Annotated in this window: 16 protein-coding genes and 1 pseudogene; 9 read left to right on the forward strand and 8 right to left on the reverse strand. The window is 66.3% G+C overall.

Translation table 11 applies throughout. The annotated features are described in order from the left end of the window. Nucleotides 1-452 precede the first annotated feature (452 nt). Together VGH68_RS09140 and VGH68_RS09145 are read left to right on the forward strand one after the other, a co-directional pair. Nucleotides 453-848, forward strand: a pseudogene (locus tag VGH68_RS09140) (transposase); the annotation flags it as partial. A gap of 310 nt (nucleotides 849-1158) precedes the next feature. Then, nucleotides 1159-1413, forward strand: coding sequence for a hypothetical protein (locus VGH68_RS09145; protein WP_331603265.1), 255 nt, complete (start codon nucleotides 1159-1161; stop codon nucleotides 1411-1413). A gap of 370 nt (nucleotides 1414-1783) precedes the next feature. On the opposite strand, the gene VGH68_RS09150 is transcribed toward VGH68_RS09145, so the two are convergent. Then, nucleotides 1784-2107: a hypothetical protein gene (locus VGH68_RS09150; RefSeq protein WP_331603266.1), complete on the reverse strand. Its 324-nt coding sequence runs from the start codon at nucleotides 2105-2107 to the stop codon at nucleotides 1784-1786. A 264-nt stretch (nucleotides 2108-2371) separates the two neighbouring features. Here VGH68_RS09150 and VGH68_RS09155 point away from each other — a divergent pair, with 264 nt between their 5' ends. The 3 genes from VGH68_RS09155 to VGH68_RS09165 all read left to right on the forward strand — a co-directional run bounded on the left by VGH68_RS09155 (nucleotide 2372) and on the right by VGH68_RS09165 (nucleotide 4092). Then, a complete protein-coding gene (locus VGH68_RS09155; protein ID WP_331603267.1) occupies nucleotides 2372-3091 on the forward strand; it encodes a YdcF family protein in 720 nt (239 codons plus the stop codon). A 260-nt stretch (nucleotides 3092-3351) separates the two neighbouring features. Beyond that, nucleotides 3352-3591 carry a hypothetical protein gene (locus VGH68_RS09160; protein ID WP_331603268.1) on the forward strand — a complete coding sequence of 80 codons (240 nt, stop codon included), beginning with the start codon at nucleotides 3352-3354 and terminating at the stop codon, nucleotides 3589-3591. Nucleotides 3592-3834: 243 nt separating this feature from the next. Further along, nucleotides 3835-4092, forward strand: a complete 258-nt coding sequence (locus VGH68_RS09165) for a hypothetical protein (protein ID WP_008923870.1) — start codon at nucleotides 3835-3837, stop codon at nucleotides 4090-4092. A gap of 65 nt (nucleotides 4093-4157) precedes the next feature. Here VGH68_RS09165 and VGH68_RS09170 read toward each other — a convergent pair whose 3' ends face one another. Beyond that, nucleotides 4158-4448 carry a putative quinol monooxygenase gene (locus tag VGH68_RS09170; RefSeq protein WP_331603269.1) on the reverse strand — a complete coding sequence of 97 codons (291 nt, stop codon included), beginning with the start codon at nucleotides 4446-4448 and terminating at the stop codon, nucleotides 4158-4160. A gap of 301 nt (nucleotides 4449-4749) precedes the next feature. Here VGH68_RS09170 and VGH68_RS09175 point away from each other — a divergent pair, with 301 nt between their 5' ends. Both VGH68_RS09175 and VGH68_RS09180 read left to right on the forward strand, forming a co-directional pair. Further along, nucleotides 4750-4872 carry a hypothetical protein gene (locus tag VGH68_RS09175; protein WP_331603270.1) on the forward strand — a complete coding sequence of 41 codons (123 nt, stop codon included), beginning with the start codon at nucleotides 4750-4752 and terminating at the stop codon, nucleotides 4870-4872. A 191-nt stretch (nucleotides 4873-5063) separates the two neighbouring features. After that, nucleotides 5064-6383 carry an EAL domain-containing protein gene (locus VGH68_RS09180; RefSeq protein ID WP_331603271.1) on the forward strand — a complete coding sequence of 440 codons (1320 nt, stop codon included), beginning with the start codon at nucleotides 5064-5066 and terminating at the stop codon, nucleotides 6381-6383. A gap of 96 nt (nucleotides 6384-6479) precedes the next feature. Here the strand turns inward: VGH68_RS09180 and arfB are convergent, their stop codons facing one another. Beyond that, nucleotides 6480-6884 carry an alternative ribosome rescue aminoacyl-tRNA hydrolase ArfB gene (arfB, locus tag VGH68_RS09185; RefSeq protein WP_331603272.1) on the reverse strand — a complete coding sequence of 135 codons (405 nt, stop codon included), beginning with the start codon at nucleotides 6882-6884 and terminating at the stop codon, nucleotides 6480-6482. Nucleotides 6885-7120: 236 nt separating this feature from the next. Between arfB and VGH68_RS09190 the strand changes: the two genes are divergently transcribed. Beyond that, on the forward strand, nucleotides 7121-7762 hold the full coding sequence (locus VGH68_RS09190) for a VC0807 family protein (protein ID WP_331603290.1): 642 nt from the start codon (nucleotides 7121-7123) through the stop codon (nucleotides 7760-7762). 33 nt (nucleotides 7763-7795) lie between these two features. On the opposite strand, the gene VGH68_RS09195 is transcribed toward VGH68_RS09190, so the two are convergent. The 3 genes from VGH68_RS09195 to recC are packed head-to-tail and all read right to left on the reverse strand — an operon-like array spanning nucleotide 7796 to nucleotide 17027. Further along, on the reverse strand, nucleotides 7796-9883 hold the full coding sequence (locus VGH68_RS09195) for an AAA family ATPase (protein ID WP_331603273.1): 2088 nt from the start codon (nucleotides 9881-9883) through the stop codon (nucleotides 7796-7798). Next, nucleotides 9880-13596, reverse strand: coding sequence for an exodeoxyribonuclease V subunit beta (gene recB, locus VGH68_RS09200; RefSeq protein ID WP_331603274.1), 3717 nt, complete (start codon nucleotides 13594-13596; stop codon nucleotides 9880-9882). The genes VGH68_RS09195 and recB overlap by 4 nt, the downstream gene beginning before the upstream one ends. Continuing rightward, nucleotides 13593-17027, reverse strand: coding sequence for an exodeoxyribonuclease V subunit gamma (recC, locus tag VGH68_RS09205; protein ID WP_331603275.1), 3435 nt, complete (start codon nucleotides 17025-17027; stop codon nucleotides 13593-13595). Before recC ends, recB begins: the two co-directional genes overlap by 4 nt. A 215-nt stretch (nucleotides 17028-17242) precedes the next feature. Here recC and VGH68_RS09210 point away from each other — a divergent pair, with 215 nt between their 5' ends. Next, nucleotides 17243-19795 (forward strand): FUSC family protein, encoded by a 2553-nt coding sequence (locus VGH68_RS09210; RefSeq protein ID WP_331603276.1) that lies wholly within the window; start codon nucleotides 17243-17245, stop codon nucleotides 19793-19795. 216 nt (nucleotides 19796-20011) lie between these two features. On the opposite strand, the gene VGH68_RS09215 is transcribed toward VGH68_RS09210, so the two are convergent. Then, on the reverse strand, nucleotides 20012-20221 hold the full coding sequence (locus tag VGH68_RS09215) for a hypothetical protein (protein ID WP_331603277.1): 210 nt from the start codon (nucleotides 20219-20221) through the stop codon (nucleotides 20012-20014). Nucleotides 20222-20432: 211 nt separating this feature from the next. After that, nucleotides 20433-20906 (reverse strand): Lrp/AsnC family transcriptional regulator, encoded by a 474-nt coding sequence (locus VGH68_RS09220; protein WP_331603278.1) that lies wholly within the window; start codon nucleotides 20904-20906, stop codon nucleotides 20433-20435. Between the last annotated feature and the right edge of the window lie 68 nt (nucleotides 20907-20974).

A 20974-nucleotide genomic window follows, 5' to 3' on the forward strand; every position in this document is an offset into this window, starting at 1 on the left:
GGCGGGCGACCTCAATGAAAACCCGGAGCTGTCGCAGCGTCACATTCATTTATCGTCCTCATCAATAGCGCAGTTTGATGCGATTGTACGACCAAACTTATCCCGCGTTGCGCTTTGAAAACCTTTCGCCGCACCGCAACAAAAAGGCGCAAACGCACGCTGGCCGGGACGATCTGCACAAGATTGGTGATTGTCCCGATTTGCGAGATGGGTTTTTTGGATTCATATACGGCCCTGGCTGGCGCCCGCGCTAGCCCGCCGCCACGGGGCTTCGAGGCGATCGAGCACAGATTGGCACAGTTGATGCATACCAAAGCGCATAGGGCTGACGCCATGATGACTGAATAGCAGAGCGTGGCAAGCCCGTCCCCTTTGGCACTCACCTATCCGAGTGCATAGAGTGCGCGGCGCGGGGCAGCGCACCGGAATTAGCTTCGCTGAGGTGAAACATGATGCTGTTCGACGATTTGAGAGACAACGAGTGGGCGCTAGTCGAGGCTTTGTTCTGCGCCGAGCCGGCACGGAGCGAACGGCGCGGCCGGCCGCGAGTGGAAGCTCGGGCGGTTGTCAATGCGGTGCTGTGGGTGCTGTCGACAGGCGAAGGCTGGTCCAAGCTGCCGGGCCGCTATCCGTCTCCGCCCACTTGCCGCCGGCGCTTCGATGAGTGGCAGGCCGACGGCACACTCGCCGAGATCGTGAAACTGCTCGGCACGAGTGGCCGCGAAGTCTCGCTGCGTGGCCGTATCGGCGCGACTGCCGCGAAACCGCCAGCACCACCGAGCCGCGACCGCCTGCGCGGCGCCTTCTGGACCAATCCGGAATCGTGGCGCGCCCCGGTCAAGATGGCCTGAGCGAAACCAGGTTGTCACCGGACGCCTGCGGCGTCCGGTTCTCATTTCGGCCACCGCGACCGTCTTCACGGTTTGCAGTGCTCACCCACCAGGCTCACCGCTGACGTTCCGTTCGCGCACGCGAGCCTCGCCTCTCTTCCGCTCATCCCACGCCCTTCTGCTGCGCGGCCTCTGACACCTCATGCCGCGGATCGCTTCCGCTGAAACATCCATTTACTATTAATTACAGCGTGCTTTCGTGATGGGGCCTAGCTTTGCATATATGCAAACAGGCCTTGCATCAATGGGCTTGAAGGGGAAAACCAGCATGAAACCAATGTCACCGCTGTTGTGCGGCATTGTGATTTCATCGATAGCCATCACGGCACTCGCGCAGCAACGTCCGCAAGCGTGGAACTGGCGGCCGGACCGGGCCGCTACTCTGGAAGCGTGGCAGCAAAGCGAAGCGCACAATCGTGAATTCACCCCGCCCACGCCCCGTGGCGATTTGCGCGGCGATATCGCGAGCAATGCACGCGCGCGCCCCGATACGCCACGCGAGGAACCGCCGCGGCGGCGCTAGCGGCGCTCGAGCGGCCGGCGATCGACCGCGCCGCTGGGCAGGCGCCGGTTGGTATGCCACTGGAAGGCGAAGCTCGCACTGCAATCGAATGTCAGGGAACCACCGGGCGCCGCACCAGTCTCATTGAACGCCATTAGCACAGCGTGGCAGTAGTAATTCCGGTAAGCCCGTATCTTCGTGATACGGGCTTTTTTTTGCACGCAGCACGACTGCCGGTGCGATTGATAGCGCCTCGTGAACGTCGTGACTAGTGGGATGCAAGAATTGCCGCCTGGCACGCGAGTCGGCCGGATCGGCGCAGAAAAGCAACTGATCCGGACGGGCGGTACGCCCGTGCGGACTATTGACGTGAGGAACGATGAAGCTGGAGCTAAGACCTGATTTCGGCGGCGGTCGCAGCCTGCGATTCGATCGCCGCGAGCACATAGTCGTTCATGCGCTGCACGGTCCATGTGAGCAGTCGTTCGGCATGCTCGAGCCGGGCGAATTCGGCTTTGCCCCGCTCGGTCAGCACGGCGATGTCGACAGGGGCATGAAAGCCCGGCGCCGGCGCGACGGTGCGCTGTCGAACGGTGTCCATCAGACCCAGCGCGCGAAGATATTGGAATACGCCCGGCCTTCTGGCCCAAGGCACCTGACGATATTGCGCTCGCCGCAGCGCTTCAAGTACCGCTTCGTTGGAATACGTCGTCATCTCACTTCTTTCTTAAGGTGCAGCCATGACACATTGATGCCTCCGCATCACCGCGCCACCGGTGACGGGCGTGGCAACCGCCTCTGGCCTGAAGCGCGCCGCGGGTCGAGCGGCGCAGTTCCGCCAGACGCTGCCTGGTCTCGGTTTCGGAACCCCCGTCTGAACGTCAATTAGCGTTCTCTCCACGAACCGGCGATGCAACCGCCGCGGTGCGATGGCAAGCCCGTAGATTTGTCCCGAAAGACATACGTTACCCCATTTAAATTGATTCTATTCACTTTATTGGCGCTTTTTTTTGCAGCAATCGTGCTATGGAAAGGTGCGCGCCGCCCTCTGATCGGATGCACGATCGCCCTGTTCTGGCTATTCGCGGCGGGCTGGCTAACCGCCCCGCTGCTGGATCTCGCGCAGCCACGTCGGCAAAGCGCCGCGCCGCCGAAATTCGGGCCGCGCACGGCGATCATTCTGCTCGGCGGCGGCACCGTCTACGATGGCGACCACATGCTCGTCCCCCCGCGCGACGCGCTCTCCCGCATCGACGTCAGCGCGCGGAACTACGCGGCCTGCAAACGAACGGAGGCGACCTGTCAGGTGATCGTGAGCGGGGGCAACCCGCAGCGGCATCCCGCGACCGAAGCCGACACCTACCTGCCCTATCTGCTGCGTCACCGGGTGCCACGCTCGGACATCGTGCTCGAGAATCGCAGCCGTACGACATACGAGAACGCGCGCAACGTTGCCGCGATTGTCGGCGAGTCACATTACGATGCGTTGATACTGGTCACGTCCGCATATCAGATGCCGCGCGCGCTACTCGACTTCCGCTGTTTCGGCATCGCGCCTCAGCCGCAGATCTCGAGCGCGCGGCGTGCGCGGCTCGGCGTGCTGCCGCGCTTCGACAATCTCGTGGCCGCCGAAATCGCGCTGCATGAGCTGGGCGGGCTTGCGCAATTCCATCTATATCGGGCGATCGGCTGGTTTTGATCGCGGCGGGGCAGAGCCGAGCGCGGTCACGCGGCGCGTCGTTCGACTGTGCTCACGCTCTGCGACTATGTTGCAGATTGGCGCGGGGCTGGCCTGAGCAAGCCGTCCGGCGATGAGAACGCGCGAACGTTACGAGATGTAACAAATGGTCGTCGCGGTTACAAAGCGATCCGCTGGAGTAGAGTTTGGTCGATAGAATGCATTGTCTTTCCCAACGGACAGGCAATACTTGGATTCACCACCACTCTACGGAGGTAACGATGAAGAAAGTGTCCCTGGCGATCCTGGTTTCCCTCTGCGCCGCAGCGGGCGCGGCCTATGCGCAGGACAACGGCGTCACGACCAGTACCGATCCGGCCAAGGCCGCGGACGTCGAACAGCGCGCGCAGGATTTGCAAAACCGCCAGCAATCGATGGGAAGCGCGCCCGCCATGCCGTCGAAGCATCATAAGATGGCCCCGCATCATCACAAGAAGGCTCCCGACGCATCGGGCACCTGAGCGCGGTCACAGTCTTGCTTCGCGGCTTTGCCGTGAAGGTGAAAAGCCGAAGCTGGCGCCCGCCGGCTTCGGCTTTTCTGTTTCCGGCGCGGACAACGCACGGGCTCGGGATGCGGCCCGCAAAGGACAGGAGCGCGAAGCCGCCGGGCTCGCGGCGCCCCCCGCCCGGTATGCTAAAGTCCCGCACCGACCGGTACCCAGCCGGCATCCCCAACCCGTGCGCACCCTGGTGCGGAGGACAGCATGAGCAACATCCAGCTAGATATCGAATGGACCGAGGCAGCATCCCGCAAAATCGAAAAATTGATGCCGCGTGGCGGACAGGAAGCCTACCTTGCGCTGCCGCCCGTCGAATGCCTGCCGATGGAAGGCGACGTGCTGTTTCTCGGGCCGGCTGGCAAGCAGCAGCCATTCATCGTCGCGGAACGCCAGTATCACCATGACGGCGACGCCGACTGGACCATCATCCTGATTCTCGACGTCCCGCAAGCCACTCACTGACCTCGACGGCGCGACGGATGTCGCGCGCATCGGCAGCCCTCCGACCCCGACGTCGACGTCGACACTCAGGCGATCTTCGACACCACGCGAATTTCCGAGTGCTCGACCCAATCCGCGACTGCTTTCCTATACGCCTGGATATGCGCGGATTTCGCATGCGCGGCAAGCGCTTGCTGGCTTTCCCAGCGCTCGACGAACACAAACCGGCGCGGCTCCTGCACATCGCGATGCAGGTCATATTGCAGCGCCCCCTGTTCGTTGCGCGTCGGACCGACGATTCCTTCGAGCGCCGAGCGCAGTTGCTCCTCGTAACCCGGCTTCGCCACCGAAATGGCCACCACTGCGATTTCCGCCATGGCTGTTCCCCTTTTCATGAAAAGCAGCAGCATACCCGGCGCTCGGCGAACCTGCCGGTGAGTGCACGTGCGAGTGCATCCGCGCGTAACGGGGACGCATGCAGCCGGTATTTGCGTGCCGCACCGCGCGCGATCCGACGCGCGCACAAGCAAGCGGCTGGGAGCGCGGCCGAGACGGACGGCACGAGCCCCTGCAAGCTGCAAGCCGCCGCTAACATTTGAGCACCGTCGTTGCCTGGAGTTTGGCGGGCGGCCGCTTACCGCCCTGTTACGCTCGGCTTGATGCGGCAAGTGATTGCGATTGAGAATCGGTCTGATGCTCGACAAGCACGCGAAACGCTCCGGCGCACTGACTCCCAATGCGTTGCCGGAAGCGCCGCGCAAAGCCGGTTTGCTGGCGATTCTCCTGCTCGCGCGTTTGTGATGACCCGCACATTAATACGTGCGGCAAACTGCTAGACTCGTTTTGACCTATCCGCCGGAGTCCAGCATGGCTGGCATCGCCCTCCGCGTTCCCGGGCCGTATCGATGTTGCCCCGTCGATGCTTCGGGCGATCGACTGCCGTGCGCCGATCGGGGTTACGTGCCCCTCCACCCGCTTGCCGCAAGAGTCCCATGTCAGCTCTCATGCCCGCGTCCATGCCATCCGTCAGCGAATTGACCCTGAGCGGTCTGCTCCCGCATCTGGTTCGCGGCGAGTCCGGCTGGACCGCGACATGGCGGGCGCTGACGCTGCATAGCGTGTTCCAGCCGGTGCTCTCGGTCACGCATCAATGCGTGGTCGGCTACGAGGGTCTGCTGCGCGCGTTCGATCCGGTCGGCCTGCCCGTTTCCCCCGATGTGCTGTTTTCCGGCAACCGCACGGCCGCTGAGGCGCGCGAACTCGACCGCATCGCGCGCTGCCTGCACGTCGCGAATTTCATGGAGCAAGGCATCAGCACAGGGTGGCTCTTTCTGAACACGCGCCCCCAGGTGTTCGAGACCGGCTGGCCGCAGCGCGCATTTATCGACGAGCTATCCGCACATTTCGGGCTGCCGCAGGAGCGCATCGTGATCGAAGTGCTCGAACAGCCCGCCGACGATGAATCCGCCGTCGCCAGCATGCTCGCGGCTTCGCAACCGCGCGACTTCCTGATTGCGATCGACGACTTCGGCACCGGCTTTTCGAACTTCGACCGCGTGTGGCGCTTTCGCCCCGACATCGTCAAGCTCGACCGCTCGCTGGTCGCGCGCGCCGGCAAGCGAAACGGCGACGAATCGATGATCAGCCACCTGATCGCGATGCTTCATCAGTCGGGCACGCTCGTGCTCGCCGAGGGCGTCGAAACCGACGAGGAACTGATGATGCTGGTGCAGGCCGACGTCGATTTCGTGCAAGGATTCTGGTTCGGTCACCCGCAAAGCTCGGTGCAGGCAGCATGCGCGAAGGTGCCGGCACTCGTCGCGTCGATCTGGAGCAAGTTCGCCGACTACGAACGCGCACACGTGGGCCATCAGCGGCTCGAGTTCGAAGGGTTCGCCGAGGCGGTGCTGGCCGCCGCCGATACCTACGAGGCGACCGGCAACCTCGAACAGGCCGCGCAAGAGGTCTGGCATCTACCGGAAGCGCGCCGCGTGTTTCTTACCGACGGCCACGGCGAGCAGACCCAGGCATCGGTGACGGCGGCATCGGTGCCGCCGCCGCCTCCGCGGCTCGCGCCGCTCTATGCGCAGACGCGTGCCAACTGGTCGCGGCGGGCGTATTTCCGTCACGCGCTGGCCGCGCCGGGACGTGTCGCGATGATGGGCCCGCACTATTCGCTCGCCGACGGGCGGGATTGCTACACCGCGGCGGTCGCATTCGAGCGCGACGGCACGCAGGTGCTATGCGTCGATTTCGTGCCGGACTCTTCCAGCACGGATGCGCGCGCCGGCAAGCGCGCCGGCAAACGGTAACGACGGGTTGCGGCGTCGCGCGCGGCTGTCGTTGGCCAGATGCCCGGCATCGACGCAACGCTCGCGCTGAACCTCGTCGCGCGACGCCGCGCAGCGCTACTCGTGCACTCGCCCCCGCCCCGACTTGACCTCGCCGCGCTTGGTCTTGCTATCGAGCCGCCGCAGATTCGACGAGCGGGTGGGCCGCGTCGCAACGCGCGGCTTACGCGTGACACTCACGCTTTCGATCAATTCATCCAGCCGCGCGAGCGCGGCCGCACGGTTCATCTCCTGAGTCCGATACTCCTGCGCCTTGATGATGACGACGCCATCACGCGTGAGCCGATGATCGGACAGCGCGAGCAGACGCATCTTCAGCACCTCGGGCAGTGAGGAGGCGTGCACGTCGAAACGCAGATGAATAGCACTCGAGACCTTGTTGACGTTCTGGCCGCCCGCCCCTTGCGCGCGCACGGCGGTCAATTCGATTTCGCTCGGCGGGATCCGATAGCGGGATGTCATGGATGAGATGCGGTGAAGTAAGTTGAGTGTACAGGCCGCGGCCGCACGATGCCGCTCGAGCGTGGCTCTGCATAGGCCGTGCGCTCCTCGCCGTGCGTAGCCCCGCGTGGGCCCGCGCGGCCTTCTACATGCAACGCGCGCGCTCCCGCGCCGAACAACGGTTCAGGTAAAAGCGATTTGCGTGCACGCGCCCCGTTCATCGATACTGGATGCTTCGCCTACGCCGTCAATTCATGATGAAAATCCGCCCCGGTTTCGTGCTCGAACTGGCCATCAATTTTGCGCTGCCGTGGCTCGCGTACCGGCTCACGTTGCCGCATGCCGGCGAGACCGGCGCGCTGATCGCATCCGCGCTGCCGCCGCTCGTGTGGAGCGCGATCGAGCTCGCGCGCTTTCGCCGCGTCGATGCGCTCAGCGTGATGGTGGTCGCCGGCATCGTACTGTCGGTTGCGGCCATGGCACTTGGCGGTACGCCGCGCATGTTGCTGTTGCGCGAGTCGCTCGTGTCCGGTGCGGTGGGCGTGCTGTTCCTGCTGTCGCTGCCGATGCGCCGCCCGCTGATCTTCTATCTCGCCCGCGCGACGGTTGCGCGCGAAATGGACGGCGGCGCCGCGCACTTCGAAGCGCTGTGGCGTGAGCGCCCTGGCCTCGCCGCGGCCATGCGGACGATGACGCTCGTATGGGGCGTCGGCCTCACGGCCGAAACCGGGTTGCGCGCATGGATGGCGCTCACATGGCCGATTGAACGCTTCCTCTTGGTTTCGCCGTTTACCGGCTACGGCATCTATGCCGGGCTCGCGCTATGGACGCTGTGGTATCGGAAGACGATGCGGGCGCGCGTCGAAGCGGGCGCGCCAGCGAGCGGCGTCACCGGCTAACGACCGCACGCACGCACCGCGCCCAGTGCTCTGCTACACGCCCTGAGCTGAGCGACGCCACGCATCCGCGATCCGCGCGTCCAGCCCCGAATCGCGTTGCGTTGGGGTCGCGATCGCCTGCGCAAGCACCGCGCGCGCGCCGATCACCTCGACGCGTTCGCGCGCGCGCGTGATCGCCGTGTACACCAGCTCGCGCGACAACACCCGGCTGAACGCGGCCGGCAGGACCAGCACCGCGTGCTCGAACTCAGAGCCCTGCGACTTATGGACCGTCAGCGCGAAAGCCGTATCGTGCGACGGCAGCGCGGCCGGCGACACCGCCCGCGGACTGCCGTCGCCGCTGCGGAAATACACGCGTAGCGCGCCGCCCGCTCCCGGCAGCGCAATGCCGATGTCACCGTTGAACAGGCCTAGCGCGTAGTCGTTGCGCGTGACCATCACCGCCCGCCCGGCGAACCATTGCGCGCCGACTGCCAGCGTGACGCCCGCCGCGCGGCGAACCTGAGCCGCCATCGCGGCATTGACCTGATCGACACCGCGAGGCCCGAGGCGCGTCGCGCACAGGATGCGGAACCGGTTCAATGCGTCGAACAGCGGCAATGGGTCGGGTGTATCGGTGGCGAGCGCCGCGGCGAGTGCATCGGCGTATGGCGCAAAGCCGGTGGCGAGCCGCGCGATGGTGCGTTGGGCCAACGCCGTGTGCGCGTCTTCGTAGAGTGCCGCCGCGCAAGTTTCGGCGGGATCGATCCGCAACACGTCGAGCGCGCTGTTTGCCGAGCCGTTGCGAATCGCGAGCGACAGACGGCCGATCGGCGATTCGAGGCCAAAACGGTAGTTGCGTTCGAGCCAGACGACGCAGTCGGCAAGCGGATCGCCAACGCCTGCTGGCGGCGCGGCCTGCCCGCCCCGCTCGGCCGGCTTTGGCTCGACGCTATGGAAGAGATCGCCCAACGGTTGCGGTTCGGATGCTTCAAGCGTGTCGGCGACCATGAAAGATGCTTGCGGCGGCAACTCATCGGCATCACGCGACGCGCGCGGCATCGCGTCGGCAAGTCTGGCCTCATCGATATCGAGCGCCTGCGCAACACGCCGCAAGCCGCGCGAGGTCAGCGACGGCCGCGCGCTGAGTTCGGCGAACACCGCGCCCGCCTCGACCGCCGCAAGCTGGTCCTTGTCGCCGAGCATCACCAGCCGCGTGCTCGGCGCGATCGCATCGAGCAGGTGCGCGGCCATTGCGACGTCGATCATCGACGCCTCGTCGATCACGATCACATCGTACGGTAGCGGATTGTCGCGATGATGACGCAAGCGCCCGCCGGGCCCCGAGCCCAGCAGCCGGTGCAGCGTGTACGAGCTTTGCGGCAGACGCGCGGCGAGTTCGGGCGGCAGATCGCCGGCACGCGCGAGCAACGCCTCCTGCATCCGCTGCGCCGCCTTGCCGGTTGGCGCCGCGAGCGCGATGCGCAGATCGGCGCGCGCATCGAGCAAGCACGCGAGCACGCCGACCACAGTCGTGGTCTTGCCGGTGCCCGGCCCACCGCTGACGATCGTCAGCCGCCCCGACAACGCCATCACGGCCGCGACACGTTGCCAGTCGACTGCATCGTCTTTGGGTGGCCCGAAATAGCGCAGCAGGCGTTCGCGCAATGCGTGCGAAGCGGTGCCGGCATCCGCATCCGTCACCGGGCTTTCGCCCGTCGCGTGCGCAACCAGCGCGCGCGCCAGACGGCGCTCGTAATCGTAGTAGCGGGCCAGATACAAGCGCCCCTGTGCGTCGATCACGAGTGGCCGCAACGCCGCCGCGCCTCGTTCACCGTCGCTCGCCATGCCACTGGCGAGCAACGCCGCGCGCACCTCGGCACTCGACGCATCGAAGCGGCGCGCCAGCAACGCGAGCGGCACGCACACGTGCCCCTCGGCGGTCGCGCGGCTCGCGGCAAACGCGCCCCGCGCGGCCCACTTCACCGCATCGGTCGACGCGCCACCGCGCCGCGCGAGCATGCCGATGCGGCGCGCGAATCCCTCCGCGAGCGCGATGCTGAAGTCGGCCGGCGCAGGCAGATTGACGCCGATGTCCTCGAGACCGAGCGGCGACACCGCGCTTTGTTCCAGCGTACTCATGCGCTACCTCCGATCATCGCCGCGTCGAGCAGCGCGACCAGCTCAAACGGCGCGCGCCGCCTGTATACGCCGGCCGGGCCATCGGCATCGCGCCAGTCCGGGCGCACGCCTCGCACGAACAGATACAGATAGCCGCCGATATGTGTGTCGTAGGTGTAATCGCGCACCCGCGTTTTCAGGTAGCGATGCAGCGCAACCGTGTAAAGCAGCGCCTGTAGGTGATACGCGTGGCTTGCCATCGCCGCTTCGAGCGGCACGCCGGCATAATCGGCGGCAGTGTCGCCGAGATGGTTCGACTTCCAGTCGACGATCCAGAAGCGGCCGTCGTGCTCGACGATCATGTCGATAAATCCTTTGACGAACCCGCGCAACACGCCGGGCTCCAGCGCGACGTCGGGATAGCCGTATTCGATCAGCAATTCGCGCAGCCCCGGAAAGTCGAGCGACGGCGCCGCGAACAGAAACTCCAGTTCATTCAGGCGCCGCTGCGGATCCAGCTGGGCGAGCGTCATGCCCGGCACCAGTTCGGTCGACACGACATCGCCGATCAGCCGATGCATCATCGCGGGCAAGCGCGCCGCGAGTTCGGGCGCGGCCGGGGCCGGACGCTCGCGCAACGCGCCGCGAATCGCGTCGGGCCACGTGCTCGCCTGGCTGAAATCCGCAAGCTCGAACATCCGATGCAGACAGTCGCCGGCCGCCGCGCCGCGCGGAAACCCGAGGATGTCGTCGTCGGTGCGCGCGGGCGCGTTCGCGACGGAGAGCGGCCCCGGCGCAAGCAGTGACGCGGGTTCGAGCGCGTCGGCAATCTCATCGTGATCGGGCCGCAGGTCTTCCTGCGGCGCCTGCGCGTGTCCATCCGCGCGCTTGCTGCCTGCCGCGATCAGGCCGCTGAAACTTGCCATGCGCCATTGATCGCGCAGCGGCCGGCGGTTCGCGCGCGCACGCAGATGCGCGCCATGAGCCTGCAGGCTTTCGAGCGGCGTACGGCGCGTGACGTCGGGCAACGGCTGCACGATGACCGGTCCACCCGCGAGCGCGTGCCAGCTCGCTGCCAACGCGGCTTCGTCGGGTGGCTCCGCCAGCCACGCGTCGAACGTGTGACCGGCGCCGCCCACGAGCCAGTTCAGCACGCTGCGGCGCGACTCTTTCGTCGACCGCGACGACAGATAGGTCCCCGCGACCAGATAGCAGCGATACACCGCGCGCGTGAGCGCCACGTACACGAGGCGCGCGCGCTCCGCCGCCTGCTCGCGCACCGCGTAGCGCGACGCGCGCTCGCCTTGCTCGTCATCACAGCCGTAGTGGAGCACCGCGTCGCCCGTCTCGTCGTGGTACTCGCGCGCATCGGGCAAGCCCGACGACGGCGGCTCGCGCAAGCCGCCGTCGTTGAGGAACGGACAGAACACAATCGCGTATTCGAGGCCCTTCGACTTATGGACGGTCACGATCTGCACGAGGTTGCGATCCGATTCCAGCCGCAGCTGTGCCTCTTCGCCACCACCCTGCTCGCGCTGCGCGGCGAGCCAGCGCAAGGTCGGCGCGATGCCCGGCTGGCTGGCCGCGCGCGCCTGCACGAGTTCGGCGAGGTGATTCACGTTGGTCAGCCGGCGCTCCCCATCGGGGCCGGCGACGAGCCGCTGCGCGACGCGCAGTTCGCGCATCAGCGTGCGCCACATCACCGCGAAGCCGCGTTCGTGCCACAGCGTCCGATAGCGCGAAAACCGCTCGACCCAGCCCATTGCATCCGCAGTCTGTGCCGGGTCGTCGGGCGCCACCGGCGCGTCGGCAACCTCCGCGAGGCGCCATAGCGCGGCGGCGTCGAGCCCGAGCCAGTCGGTCGCCAGCGCGGCGCGCAAGCGCCGCAGATCGCCGGGCGTATCGATCGCGGCAAGCACGCGCTCGATCTGCTCGGCATCGAGCGTCGCGAATACCGAGGCCTGCGCAAGCTCGACACTGCCGACGCCCCACGCGGCGAGCACGCGTTTGACCAGACTGCCCTGCTTGTGCGTCTGCACGAGCACCGCGATGTCGCCAGGCGCGAGCGGCCTGTCGCCGATCGTCACCGTGCGTTCGCGCGCACCGCGCAACAGCCGCACGATCTCGGCCGCGCACGCTTCGCTCGCGGCGCGCTGCGCGGCACCTTTGTTCAGCGCCGCGTCGCCTTGCGGCAGCGTCCAGATGCGGAAATCGCCGCCGCTCGCCTGTGGGTCGGCAAACGGCGCGCGACGCCGCTCGCCCGCGCGCACCGGCTGATAATCGAGCCCGTCGAGCACGAACGCTTGCGGGTTGGCTTCGAAAACGCGGTTGCACGCGTCGACGATCGGCGCGGTCGAACGCTGGTTCACCGCAAGCGTGTAGCACGCCGATGCCGATGCGCGCGCCGCGAGATAGGTATGCAGATCGGCCGCGCGAAAACTGTAGATCGCCTGCTTCGGATCGCCGACCAGGAACAGCGGCCCGGCTGGCGCGAAAATCCGGCTGAAGATTGCGAATTGCAGCGGATCGGTGTCCTGAAACTCGTCGATCAGTGCGGCCGGATAGCGGCTGCGCAACGTATCGGCGAGCCATGCGTGAGCGGCCAGCGCGCGGTACAGATTCGCGAGCAGATCGTCGAACGACACCACCCGGCGCGTGCGCTTGCGCGCCACCAGTTCGGCCGGCGCGTAGTCGAGCCATGTCTGGATCAGCGCGAGCCAGCGCGCGCGCTGCGCGGCTTCGGCCGCGACCGCCGCGGCCGCGAGCGCTTCCGCATGCGCGAAGAACGGATGCTCGGGCGGCTCGAACTTGACCTTCGTCGCCTTCTTCAACGCCGATGCCGTCAGCTTCAACGCCGCGCGCGGCGGCGGCGCATGACAGTCGCCCTGCGCGAAGTAATCGGTCCACGCGGCGATCGCCGCATCGACGTGATCCAGCTTGTGCGTGGTCTTGTTCAGTCGCTCCTGGGCTTCGGCGAGCAGGCTGACGATCGCGTCGCGCCCGGCCTGCCACACCGCGCAGGCGGCGTCGAAACCGGCTTGCGCGTCGGCGCCGGCACTGGCTACGTCCACGCCGCCCCAGCGCAGTTGCGCCAGCGGCTTTTTCAGGCGCCGCGCGAGCTGCTCGTCGAGCGACGCGGGACCGGCGCGCTTCGCGACCAGCCACGCGGCGAAGGCGGGATGCGCATGCGCGACCGGTTCGACCTGCTCACGCCAGAAATCGGCGGCGAGTTCGAAGCGCAGCGCAGCGTCGTCGGCTTCCATCTCGAACGCGAACGGCATCGCCGCAGCGAACGGCGCTTCCTGCAGCGCGCGCTGACAGAACGCGTGAATCGTATGGATCGCGGCCTGGTCGAAGGTGCGCAGCGCGCGCCGTATGACCTTCAACGCAGCCTCGCGCTCGATACCGCGGTGCGGCGCAAGCGTCGTTTCGAACAGCCGCCGGATAAACGGGTCGTCGCCATCGTCGTCCATCTCGATTGCACGATGCAGTTCGGCGAGGCGGCTGCGAATCCGCTCGTGCAACTCGGCGGTCGCGGCCTTCGTGAACGTGACGACCAGGATCTGATCCGCGGTGAGATTCTTTTCGAGCAGCAGACGCACGTACAGCGCGCAGATATTCCACGTCTTGCCGGTACCCGCCGACGCTTCGATCTGATTGACGCCATCGAGCGGACACGCGAACACGTCGAGCTCATCGGCGACCGGGTTGCGGTGGCGCAGCGCGTCGCTCATGATGCGCTCCGCAAATGTTCGAGCAACGGCTTGAAGACGATCGCGGCGAGGCGGCCGAACGGTTCGTCGAGCGTAAGCGGCGCGCCGCGCAGCGCGATGCGCAGCGCCGGGTCGTCGGATTCGCCGCGCACCCGGTCGTTGACCCACACAGCTTGCGCGGCCGAATCGCTCTCGCTGACCCGGGTCCACGCGCTCTTCGGGAAAAAGCGCAGCGGCAGCCGCCGCCCTGCTGTAAACAGCGCGGCGAGCGGCGCGAGTTCGTCGCGCGGCGCCGCGACCGGCGCGAGCTCGAAGCTCTCGCCGCTCCCGTACCAGACGGTGCGGCGCGGGCCATCGGGCTGCGCCGCGCAATAGACGAGATGCGCTAGCCACGCGGACAGATAGTCGCGCGCGGTCGCTTTGGCGTAACGAAAAATCACTTGTCCGCTTCCGGTCAGCAGGTTCAACGTACCGCGCAATCGCAGCGGTCTTTCGGCGGCCTCGCGCAGCAGTGCGTCGTGCGCGCCGAACAGCGGGGCAGCGAAGTCAGGGCTAGCGGCACTGGACGCGCCATCGGGCCAGCGCGGTACGAGATCGAGCACGAACGGCAAACGCTCGACGCCAGACGCCGCTTCGCGCCGAACGCTCGACGCCAGTTGCCGCAACGCGGCGAGTTCGCGCGCGCGCCATACCGCGCCGGTCGCGCCGCCGGGCAGCTCGGGGCTGGCCTCGGCGACACGCTGCACGCGGCCGAACATGACCTCCTCTTCGATGCCGGCGTCGAGCAGCACCGGCAACAGACGCTCGGCGAGCGCGTCGCGCCCCGCGTAATCGAGATCGAACGGTTCGGTGTCGAGCAATTCGCCTTGCGCGTCCGACAACGCGATGCCGAGACGATCGCGCAGCAGCGCGCGCGTCGGGTGGCGCCAGAAGCGCACGAAGTCGTCGAACTCGACCTCGTGGGTGTCTTCCGGCGGCAGCGGGTGATCGAAGAACGGCGCGGTGGCCGGATGCTGCGGCTCGGCGAGCAGCGTCGCCAGTTCGGCGCGATCGGCGTCGTACGTAAAGAGATCCGGTTTCGACGAAAAGTAGTCGGACGCAAACGCCTGCAACGGATGCTCGACGATAAATTCGCGCCGCGCGCGCTCGACCTCGGCCGGACTCGCGCCCTCGCCCGCCGATACCTGCGCGAGATGATCGAGCAGTTCATCGACGAGTGCGGCCGGCGGCAGCGGCGCGTTATCGCGAATGCTGCGGCCGGTATACGCGATAAAGAACCGCTCGCGCGCGGCCAGCAGCAGATCGAGAAACAGATTGCGCTCGTCGTCGCGGCGCTGACGATCGCCCGCCTTGCCGAACGCTGCCATCAGATCGAACTCGTCGGCGCGCGCGAGCGACGGCAGCACCCCGTCATCCATGCCGAGCAGACAGACCACGCGAAACGGCAAGCCGCGCAGGCTGGTAAGCGACGAAAACGTCACGCTGCCCCACGGCACGCCGCCGCGCGCGGGATCGTCCAGCGCTTCGGTCAGCGCGCTGCGCACCACCGCCGCCGGCAACCGTACATCGTGCGCGCCGGCCTGCATTGCGTCGCTCATCGCGTCGATCGCGTCGCGCACGGCGGCAAGCGGGTCGGCAAACTCGACGCCGCCATCGAAACACTGCGCGAGTGTGTCGAGCAGCAGCCGCGACCATTCGGCGGGCGTCCGATCGATCCCGCACTGCGCCGCGAAGCCTTCGACATCGTCGACGAAACGCGATAAGCGGCCGAGCAGTTCGGCGTTCGAGCCGCCCGCGCCTTCGACTGGCAGCCATGCGTCGACCGGCTCGCTCGCGGGTGGCATCGCGTAGCCGAGGTAAAGGCGTGTGAGCGCATCCGCGAACGTGTGACGCGCGACCGGCACGTTTTCGCCGACCGGTTCGAGCGGCGCGAGCCCGCGCCGCGCGCCGGCCGCCGCGAGCCATTCCTGCGCGGCTTCGAGCGAACCGGGATCGATCTCGTAGCGCACGGCGATCGCGTCGACACGCAGCCATTCGATCAGCTCGGGCGCGCCGACGCTGCGCTCGGGCAGCGCTAGCCAGTCGAGCAGCACGCGCGCGACCGGGTTCGCCTGCGACGGCGGCAAGCCGGTGATCCGATATGGAATGCGGCGTGTGTCGCCGGCCGGCGTGGTGCCGAACACCGCGTCGATCAGCGGGCCGGCGGCTGCCAGATCGGACACCGCCACCAGCACATCGGACGGCTGCAGATCGTCGAATTCGTCGAACCAGCCAAGCAGCCGGTCATGCAGTACTTCTAGCTGACGCGACAGGCTATGGCAGACGTGGACCTCGATGCCACGCTCGATCGGCGGTTCATCGGTATCCGTCTCCGCGCGCAGATCAAGAATGCCGTTTTGCACGGCCGCGAGCCAGCTCGGCTCGGAGTTTTCGGTGAACTCACTCGTTTCGGCGGACGCGGCGCTTTCAGTCAGCTCGTGCAGCATATGCAGTTGCGCCTGGGTCTGCCGCCCCCATTCGGCGAGCAGCGGATGGCCGACCTGCTGATAGTCGAGTTGCCCCGCCGCGTCGAGCGCCTGCACGCGGCCTTCGCTGACGACGTCGAACCAGAACTCGCGGCACGGATTCATCACGTACAGACGCACGTCGACCCAGCGCGACAGCGCGCGCAACAACGCGATGTGCAGCGGCGGCATGGTCGGCAGCGCGAACACGCTGACGGCCTCCGGCCATTGCGCGTTCGAGATGGCTTCGAGATCGAGCGTGCCGATCTGATCGAGGAAACGATACGCGGGCGGCAGCGCGGCCGCGGGTGCATGCGCGTGCCCCGTGTCCGGCTGCGCGGCCTGCGCGACTTCCGCGAGCACCGCGCGCCACAGCGCGGCCTGCCAGCGCTCGTCCTCGCGCGCCGCCTCGCTCGCGCCGACGAGGCGCGGCCCGGTATCGTCGGCCGCTGCGCCTGATGCGCCGGCCGCGAAGATCGACCCACCCTTTTGCCACTGCAGCAGCCATTCGGGACGATAGGTCAGATAGTGATCGAGCACGGTGGCCACGCGCCGTGCGAGTTCATAGCGCATCGACGCGTCCGCCGCGTCGAGATAGCTTCGCAGACGCGGCGACGCGTTCCACGGCAGCGACGAGGCCGCGTGCTGGCCGTTGTCGAGCAGCCGGTAACAGCGCCACACGAGCCGGTCGGGCGCGAACGGCGAATGCCGCGGCACCTCGATCACGCCGCCGATCTGAGCCCACAGCCATTGCGCGAGGTAACCGAAGTCAATGTTCGCGCAAATGCCCTGGCGCGTCGCGATATCGAGCTCGAGCCGCCTGCGCACGGCCGCGCTCGGCACGATCACGGGCTGCGCGGTCCATGGGTCGGACGGCGCGCGCGCGAGGTCGTCGAGCAGCGCGCCGACCAGCGTTTCATAGCGGTTCGAGTAGAAGATCTGGAGCATGGATTCGGGATGAGGCGTGGCTATCGAGCGGTGCGCGGAGCGGTGCCCACGAGCCACCGCGGACATTGAAGCGACAGCATAACAAACGCGCTCCGAGCGCATAACCTGGCCGAACGGCCAAGGTTAGAACGCGCGCAAAATCAGTTAGACTCAACGGCAGTTTCGCGCCGTGTTTTCAACCGCGGTTTTCTCGGTGAATGGATTCCAGCTAGTCGATGCGCTATTCGGTCGAAATAAAAAAATTCCTCTACAGCCAGTATTTCTATGGAGGCCTGCGTATCGCGGTCGGCGTGTCGTTACCGGCCATCCTGTGCCTGATCGTGTTTCACGATCGTGACCTCGGCTTCACGATCGCGACCGGCGCGCTCGGCGCCTGCGTCGTCGACATGCCGGGTCCGCTGAAGTACAAGCACAACGAGATGCTGGCCTGCACGGTGATCGGCTTTCTGTCCGCGCTCGCCACTGGGCTCGCCACCGTGAATCCGGTCGCGCTGTGGTGCACCGTCGTGCCGCTTACGTTCGTGCTGTCGCTGATCGTCGTATACGGCAACCGCTGGCCGCAGATCAGCTTCGCGACGCTGTTCATGATGATCATGACGCTCGAGGAGCACTTCACGCCGATGCAGGCGCTCGTCAATGCGTCGTGGATCCTGCTCGGCGGCCTCTGGTACACCTACTGGTCGACCTTCGTCAGCCGCCGGATGATCCATCGCATCGAGCAGCAGGCGCTCGCCGAAAGCGTGTTCGCGTGCGCCGACTATCTGCTCGCGCGCGCCGCGTTCTACGATCTCGACAACGATCTCGACGAGTGCTACCGCAATCTCGTCGACAAGCAGATCTCCGCGGTGGAGCGCCAGGACGCCGCGCGCGACATCGTGCTGCGCAATCTGCCGAGGTTAAAGCGCGGCAAGCTCGAGGCGCGCCGCGCGATGCTGTACAACCTGTTCATCAATAGCGTCGATCTGCACGAGCTATTCGTCGGCGCGCACACCGATTACACGCTGGTGCGCAGTACCTTTGGCGGCTCCGATCTGCTCGTGTTCTATCGCGACCTGATCCGCAAGGCGGCCGAGAATCTCGAGGAGATCGGGCTCGCCGTGCTGCAAAACCATGCGCCGCGCCGGGCCGTCAACGCGAAGGCGGAGTTGCGCGCCATCGAGTACGAAATCGAGCTGATGCGCAAGCAGGCGTTGCCAGCGCAGAACCCCGAAGCCTATTCGGCGGTGTCGGCGAATTTCCGGCGCATCTGGAGCGCCACGCGGCTGATCGATAAGATGCGGCGCAGTCTGACGACCCCGCCGAGCGCGACCGAAACCGAATTGCGCATCGACGAGGCGCTCACCCGCTTCGTGTCGAGCCGGCGCGTGCCGTTCGGGCAAATCTTCTCGAACCTGACGATGGCTTCGCCGAGCTTTCGCCACGCGTTGCGCGTGACGATCGCGGTCGCCATCGGCTTCTGGCTCGGCCGGCTGCTGCCGCTCACCAACGCGTACTGGATCGTGATGACCACCGTCATCATCCTGAAGCCGGGTTACTCGCTGACCAAGCAGCGCAATGGCCAGCGGATTATCGGCACACTGATCGGCTGCGCGGCGAGCATCGCGCTGATCATCTTCGTGAAGGAGCCGCACATTCTGATGGTCGTGATGTTCGCGTCGATGGTGATGAGCTACAGCCTGCTGCTGTTCAATTACACGGCGAGCGTGGTGTTCACGTCGTCGTACGTGCTGATGCTGTTTCATCTGCTCGCGCCGGGCAGCATGCGCATCATCGGCGAACGCGCGATCGACACCGTGATCGGCTGTGCGATCGCGATCGCGGCGAGCCATCTGTTCCCGTACTGGGAATACCGGCTGATGGGCAAGCTCGTGAACACGATGCTCAGCGCGACGCGGCAGTACCTGGAGGCGAGCTGGTGGTGGAGCGGCAAGCCGGCGGCGGCCGTGGTCGCCGCCGTGACCGAGGCGGGCGCGCGCGCGCCGGCCGCGGCGATGGCGGATCCGGCGCTCGGCTTCGGCGGGCCGGTGCTCGCTGGTGCTGGTGCTGGTGCTGGCGCTGGTGCTGGTGCCGCGCTCGGCGTTGGCCTGGCGATCGGGGCTGACGTCGACGCAGGCGCGGATGCAGACGTTGGCTTGGCCGCGCCGCCGGTCGCCGAGGCCAGCGTGACTGCAAGCGCCGCCAATACTGCCGGCACGACCACCATCAGCAACGCGACCGCCCGTCCGTCCAGTGGCGCGTCCGCAGCGGCTGCCGCGGCGGCTACCGCGCTCGATCGCGACTACCGCTACCGGCTCGCGCGCAAGAACGTCCACGTCGCATTCGCAAATCTCGGCCAGGCGTTCCAGCGGATGATGCTCGAGCCCAAGTCCGCGCAGAAGTTCGTGCCCGAGCTCAATGGCCTGCTGGTGCGCAGCCACGTGCTTGCGTCGCAGATCACCGCCGCCGCGCCGTTGCTGCGCACTGTCGCGCAACAGCGGCAACCCGGCGAGGACATCTCCCTGCAACCGCTGCAACGTGCGTTAACCCTCGTGCGCGACAACCTCACCGCGGCGGAAGCGGGCACCGCGTTGCCCGGCGAGCAAAGTGAGCAGATCAAGCTGATGAATCGCGAACTCGACGCGATGGTCGTCGCAACGGAGAAATCGCCGGACCATGCGGCCGATGCCGTGCATGACATGAAGCAGCTTGCTCACCAGTGCAAGCAGATGCTCGCGGCATCGGCGCAAATCCGCAAGGATGCGAGCGTCATCCGGCTGCCGGGCGACTGATACGCCGTGACCGGCCGCCTGGGGAGGGACTTGGGGCAGGGCTTGGAAAGGGCTACGGAAGGTTCTTCGGAAGGTGCTTCGGAAGGTCTTGGAAAGGGCTACGGAACCGCTTGGAAAGAAGCTTTGGAACGGACCGAAGACGGCCCGCGAACGGCCAGGAAACGGCTCCGAGACGGACCTGGCAGCAGCCGTGAAATGGCCCGCAAGCACCCTCCGTTACTGCGCGGCACCGCTCGCAGGCTTCATCGCATCGGCCGCCGCCGCGGCCTGCGATACCGGCGAAGGCGCCTGCGCGTCCTGACGGTCGAACTCGCGCTTTTCGTGGATCGCGTTATAGAACAGCGTGGCAATCACCAGCAGGATCGCGACCACGATGAAGACGGCGATGCCAAAGGTCGGGTTCTTCTTGCGCGGCGGTTTATTCATGAAGCAGGCTCGGTTCGCGAAGCAATCGCGGATGGGTCAGGGAAGGCGGAATTCTACGCCCACTGAGCTTGCACACTGCTTGCAGTCGACAGCGCGGCGGCCGACACGAAACCCGTGTCACTCGCCCTCAATGCAGCAAGCAGTGCACCCAACCGATTCACCGCGTATCGACCGTCACCGCGCCTGGCACTCTGCCTGTGGCCTCGGATCTTCACGTTACCGCGGAAGAGCGCACGGGCAGCGCCGTCGAATATTTGATCTGCTCCATCGCAAAGCTCGAACTCACGTCGTACAGCGGCACGCTCGTGATCAGCCGCTTATAGATACGGTCGTAATCGTCGATATCCGATACCACCACGCGCAGCAGATAGTCGGTCTCACCGCTCATCCGATACACCTCGACCACCTCAGGAATGTCCCGCACCGCCTGCGTAAACGCGGCGGCCCACGCGTCGGTATGCTGGTTGGTGCGTACGGCGACGAACACCGTCGTGCCCACCCCCAGTTTGCGCGCATCGCACAGCGCCACCTGCGCGCGGATCACGCCCGTCTCCTTCAAGCGCTGCAGCCGCTTCCAGCATGGTGTCTGTGACAGGTTCACGCGCTGCGCGAGTTCGGCGATCGGCATCGTCGCGTCCTCCTGCAGCAGTTCGAGCAGCTTGCGGTCGATGATATCCATACCCATACGGCGCCCCCGATAGGAAATTATTCTACGTTTTAAAGCCTCGATGGAATTATATGGAAACTCTTTCT

This window comes from Paraburkholderia sp. (genome assembly GCF_036488505.1).
In the GTDB taxonomy this organism is placed as follows: Bacteria; Pseudomonadota; Gammaproteobacteria; order Burkholderiales; family Burkholderiaceae; genus Paraburkholderia.

Coding starts and splice junctions, on each gene's coding strand:
- VGH68_RS09145 (WP_331603265.1), top strand. CDS start 1,159: ATGAAACCAATGTCACCGCTGTTGTGCGGCATTGTGATTTCATCGATA.
- VGH68_RS09150 (WP_331603266.1), bottom strand. CDS start 2,107: ATGACGACGTATTCCAACGAAGCGGTACTTGAAGCGCTGCGGCGAGCG.
- VGH68_RS09160 (WP_331603268.1), top strand. CDS start 3,352: ATGAAGAAAGTGTCCCTGGCGATCCTGGTTTCCCTCTGCGCCGCAGCG.
- VGH68_RS09165 (WP_008923870.1), top strand. CDS start 3,835: ATGAGCAACATCCAGCTAGATATCGAATGGACCGAGGCAGCATCCCGC.
- VGH68_RS09170 (WP_331603269.1), bottom strand. CDS start 4,448: ATGGCGGAAATCGCAGTGGTGGCCATTTCGGTGGCGAAGCCGGGTTAC.
- VGH68_RS09180 (WP_331603271.1), top strand. CDS start 5,064: ATGTCAGCTCTCATGCCCGCGTCCATGCCATCCGTCAGCGAATTGACC.
- arfB (WP_331603272.1), bottom strand. CDS start 6,884: ATGACATCCCGCTATCGGATCCCGCCGAGCGAAATCGAATTGACCGCC.
- VGH68_RS09190 (WP_331603290.1), top strand. CDS start 7,121: ATGAAAATCCGCCCCGGTTTCGTGCTCGAACTGGCCATCAATTTTGCG.
- VGH68_RS09195 (WP_331603273.1), bottom strand. CDS start 9,883: ATGAGTACGCTGGAACAAAGCGCGGTGTCGCCGCTCGGTCTCGAGGAC.
- recB (WP_331603274.1), bottom strand. CDS start 13,596: ATGAGCGACGCGCTGCGCCACCGCAACCCGGTCGCCGATGAGCTCGAC.
- recC (WP_331603275.1), bottom strand. CDS start 17,027: ATGCTCCAGATCTTCTACTCGAACCGCTATGAAACGCTGGTCGGCGCG.
- VGH68_RS09210 (WP_331603276.1), top strand. CDS start 17,243: ATGCGCTATTCGGTCGAAATAAAAAAATTCCTCTACAGCCAGTATTTC.
- VGH68_RS09215 (WP_331603277.1), bottom strand. CDS start 20,221: ATGAATAAACCGCCGCGCAAGAAGAACCCGACCTTTGGCATCGCCGTC.
- VGH68_RS09220 (WP_331603278.1), bottom strand. CDS start 20,906: ATGGGTATGGATATCATCGACCGCAAGCTGCTCGAACTGCTGCAGGAG.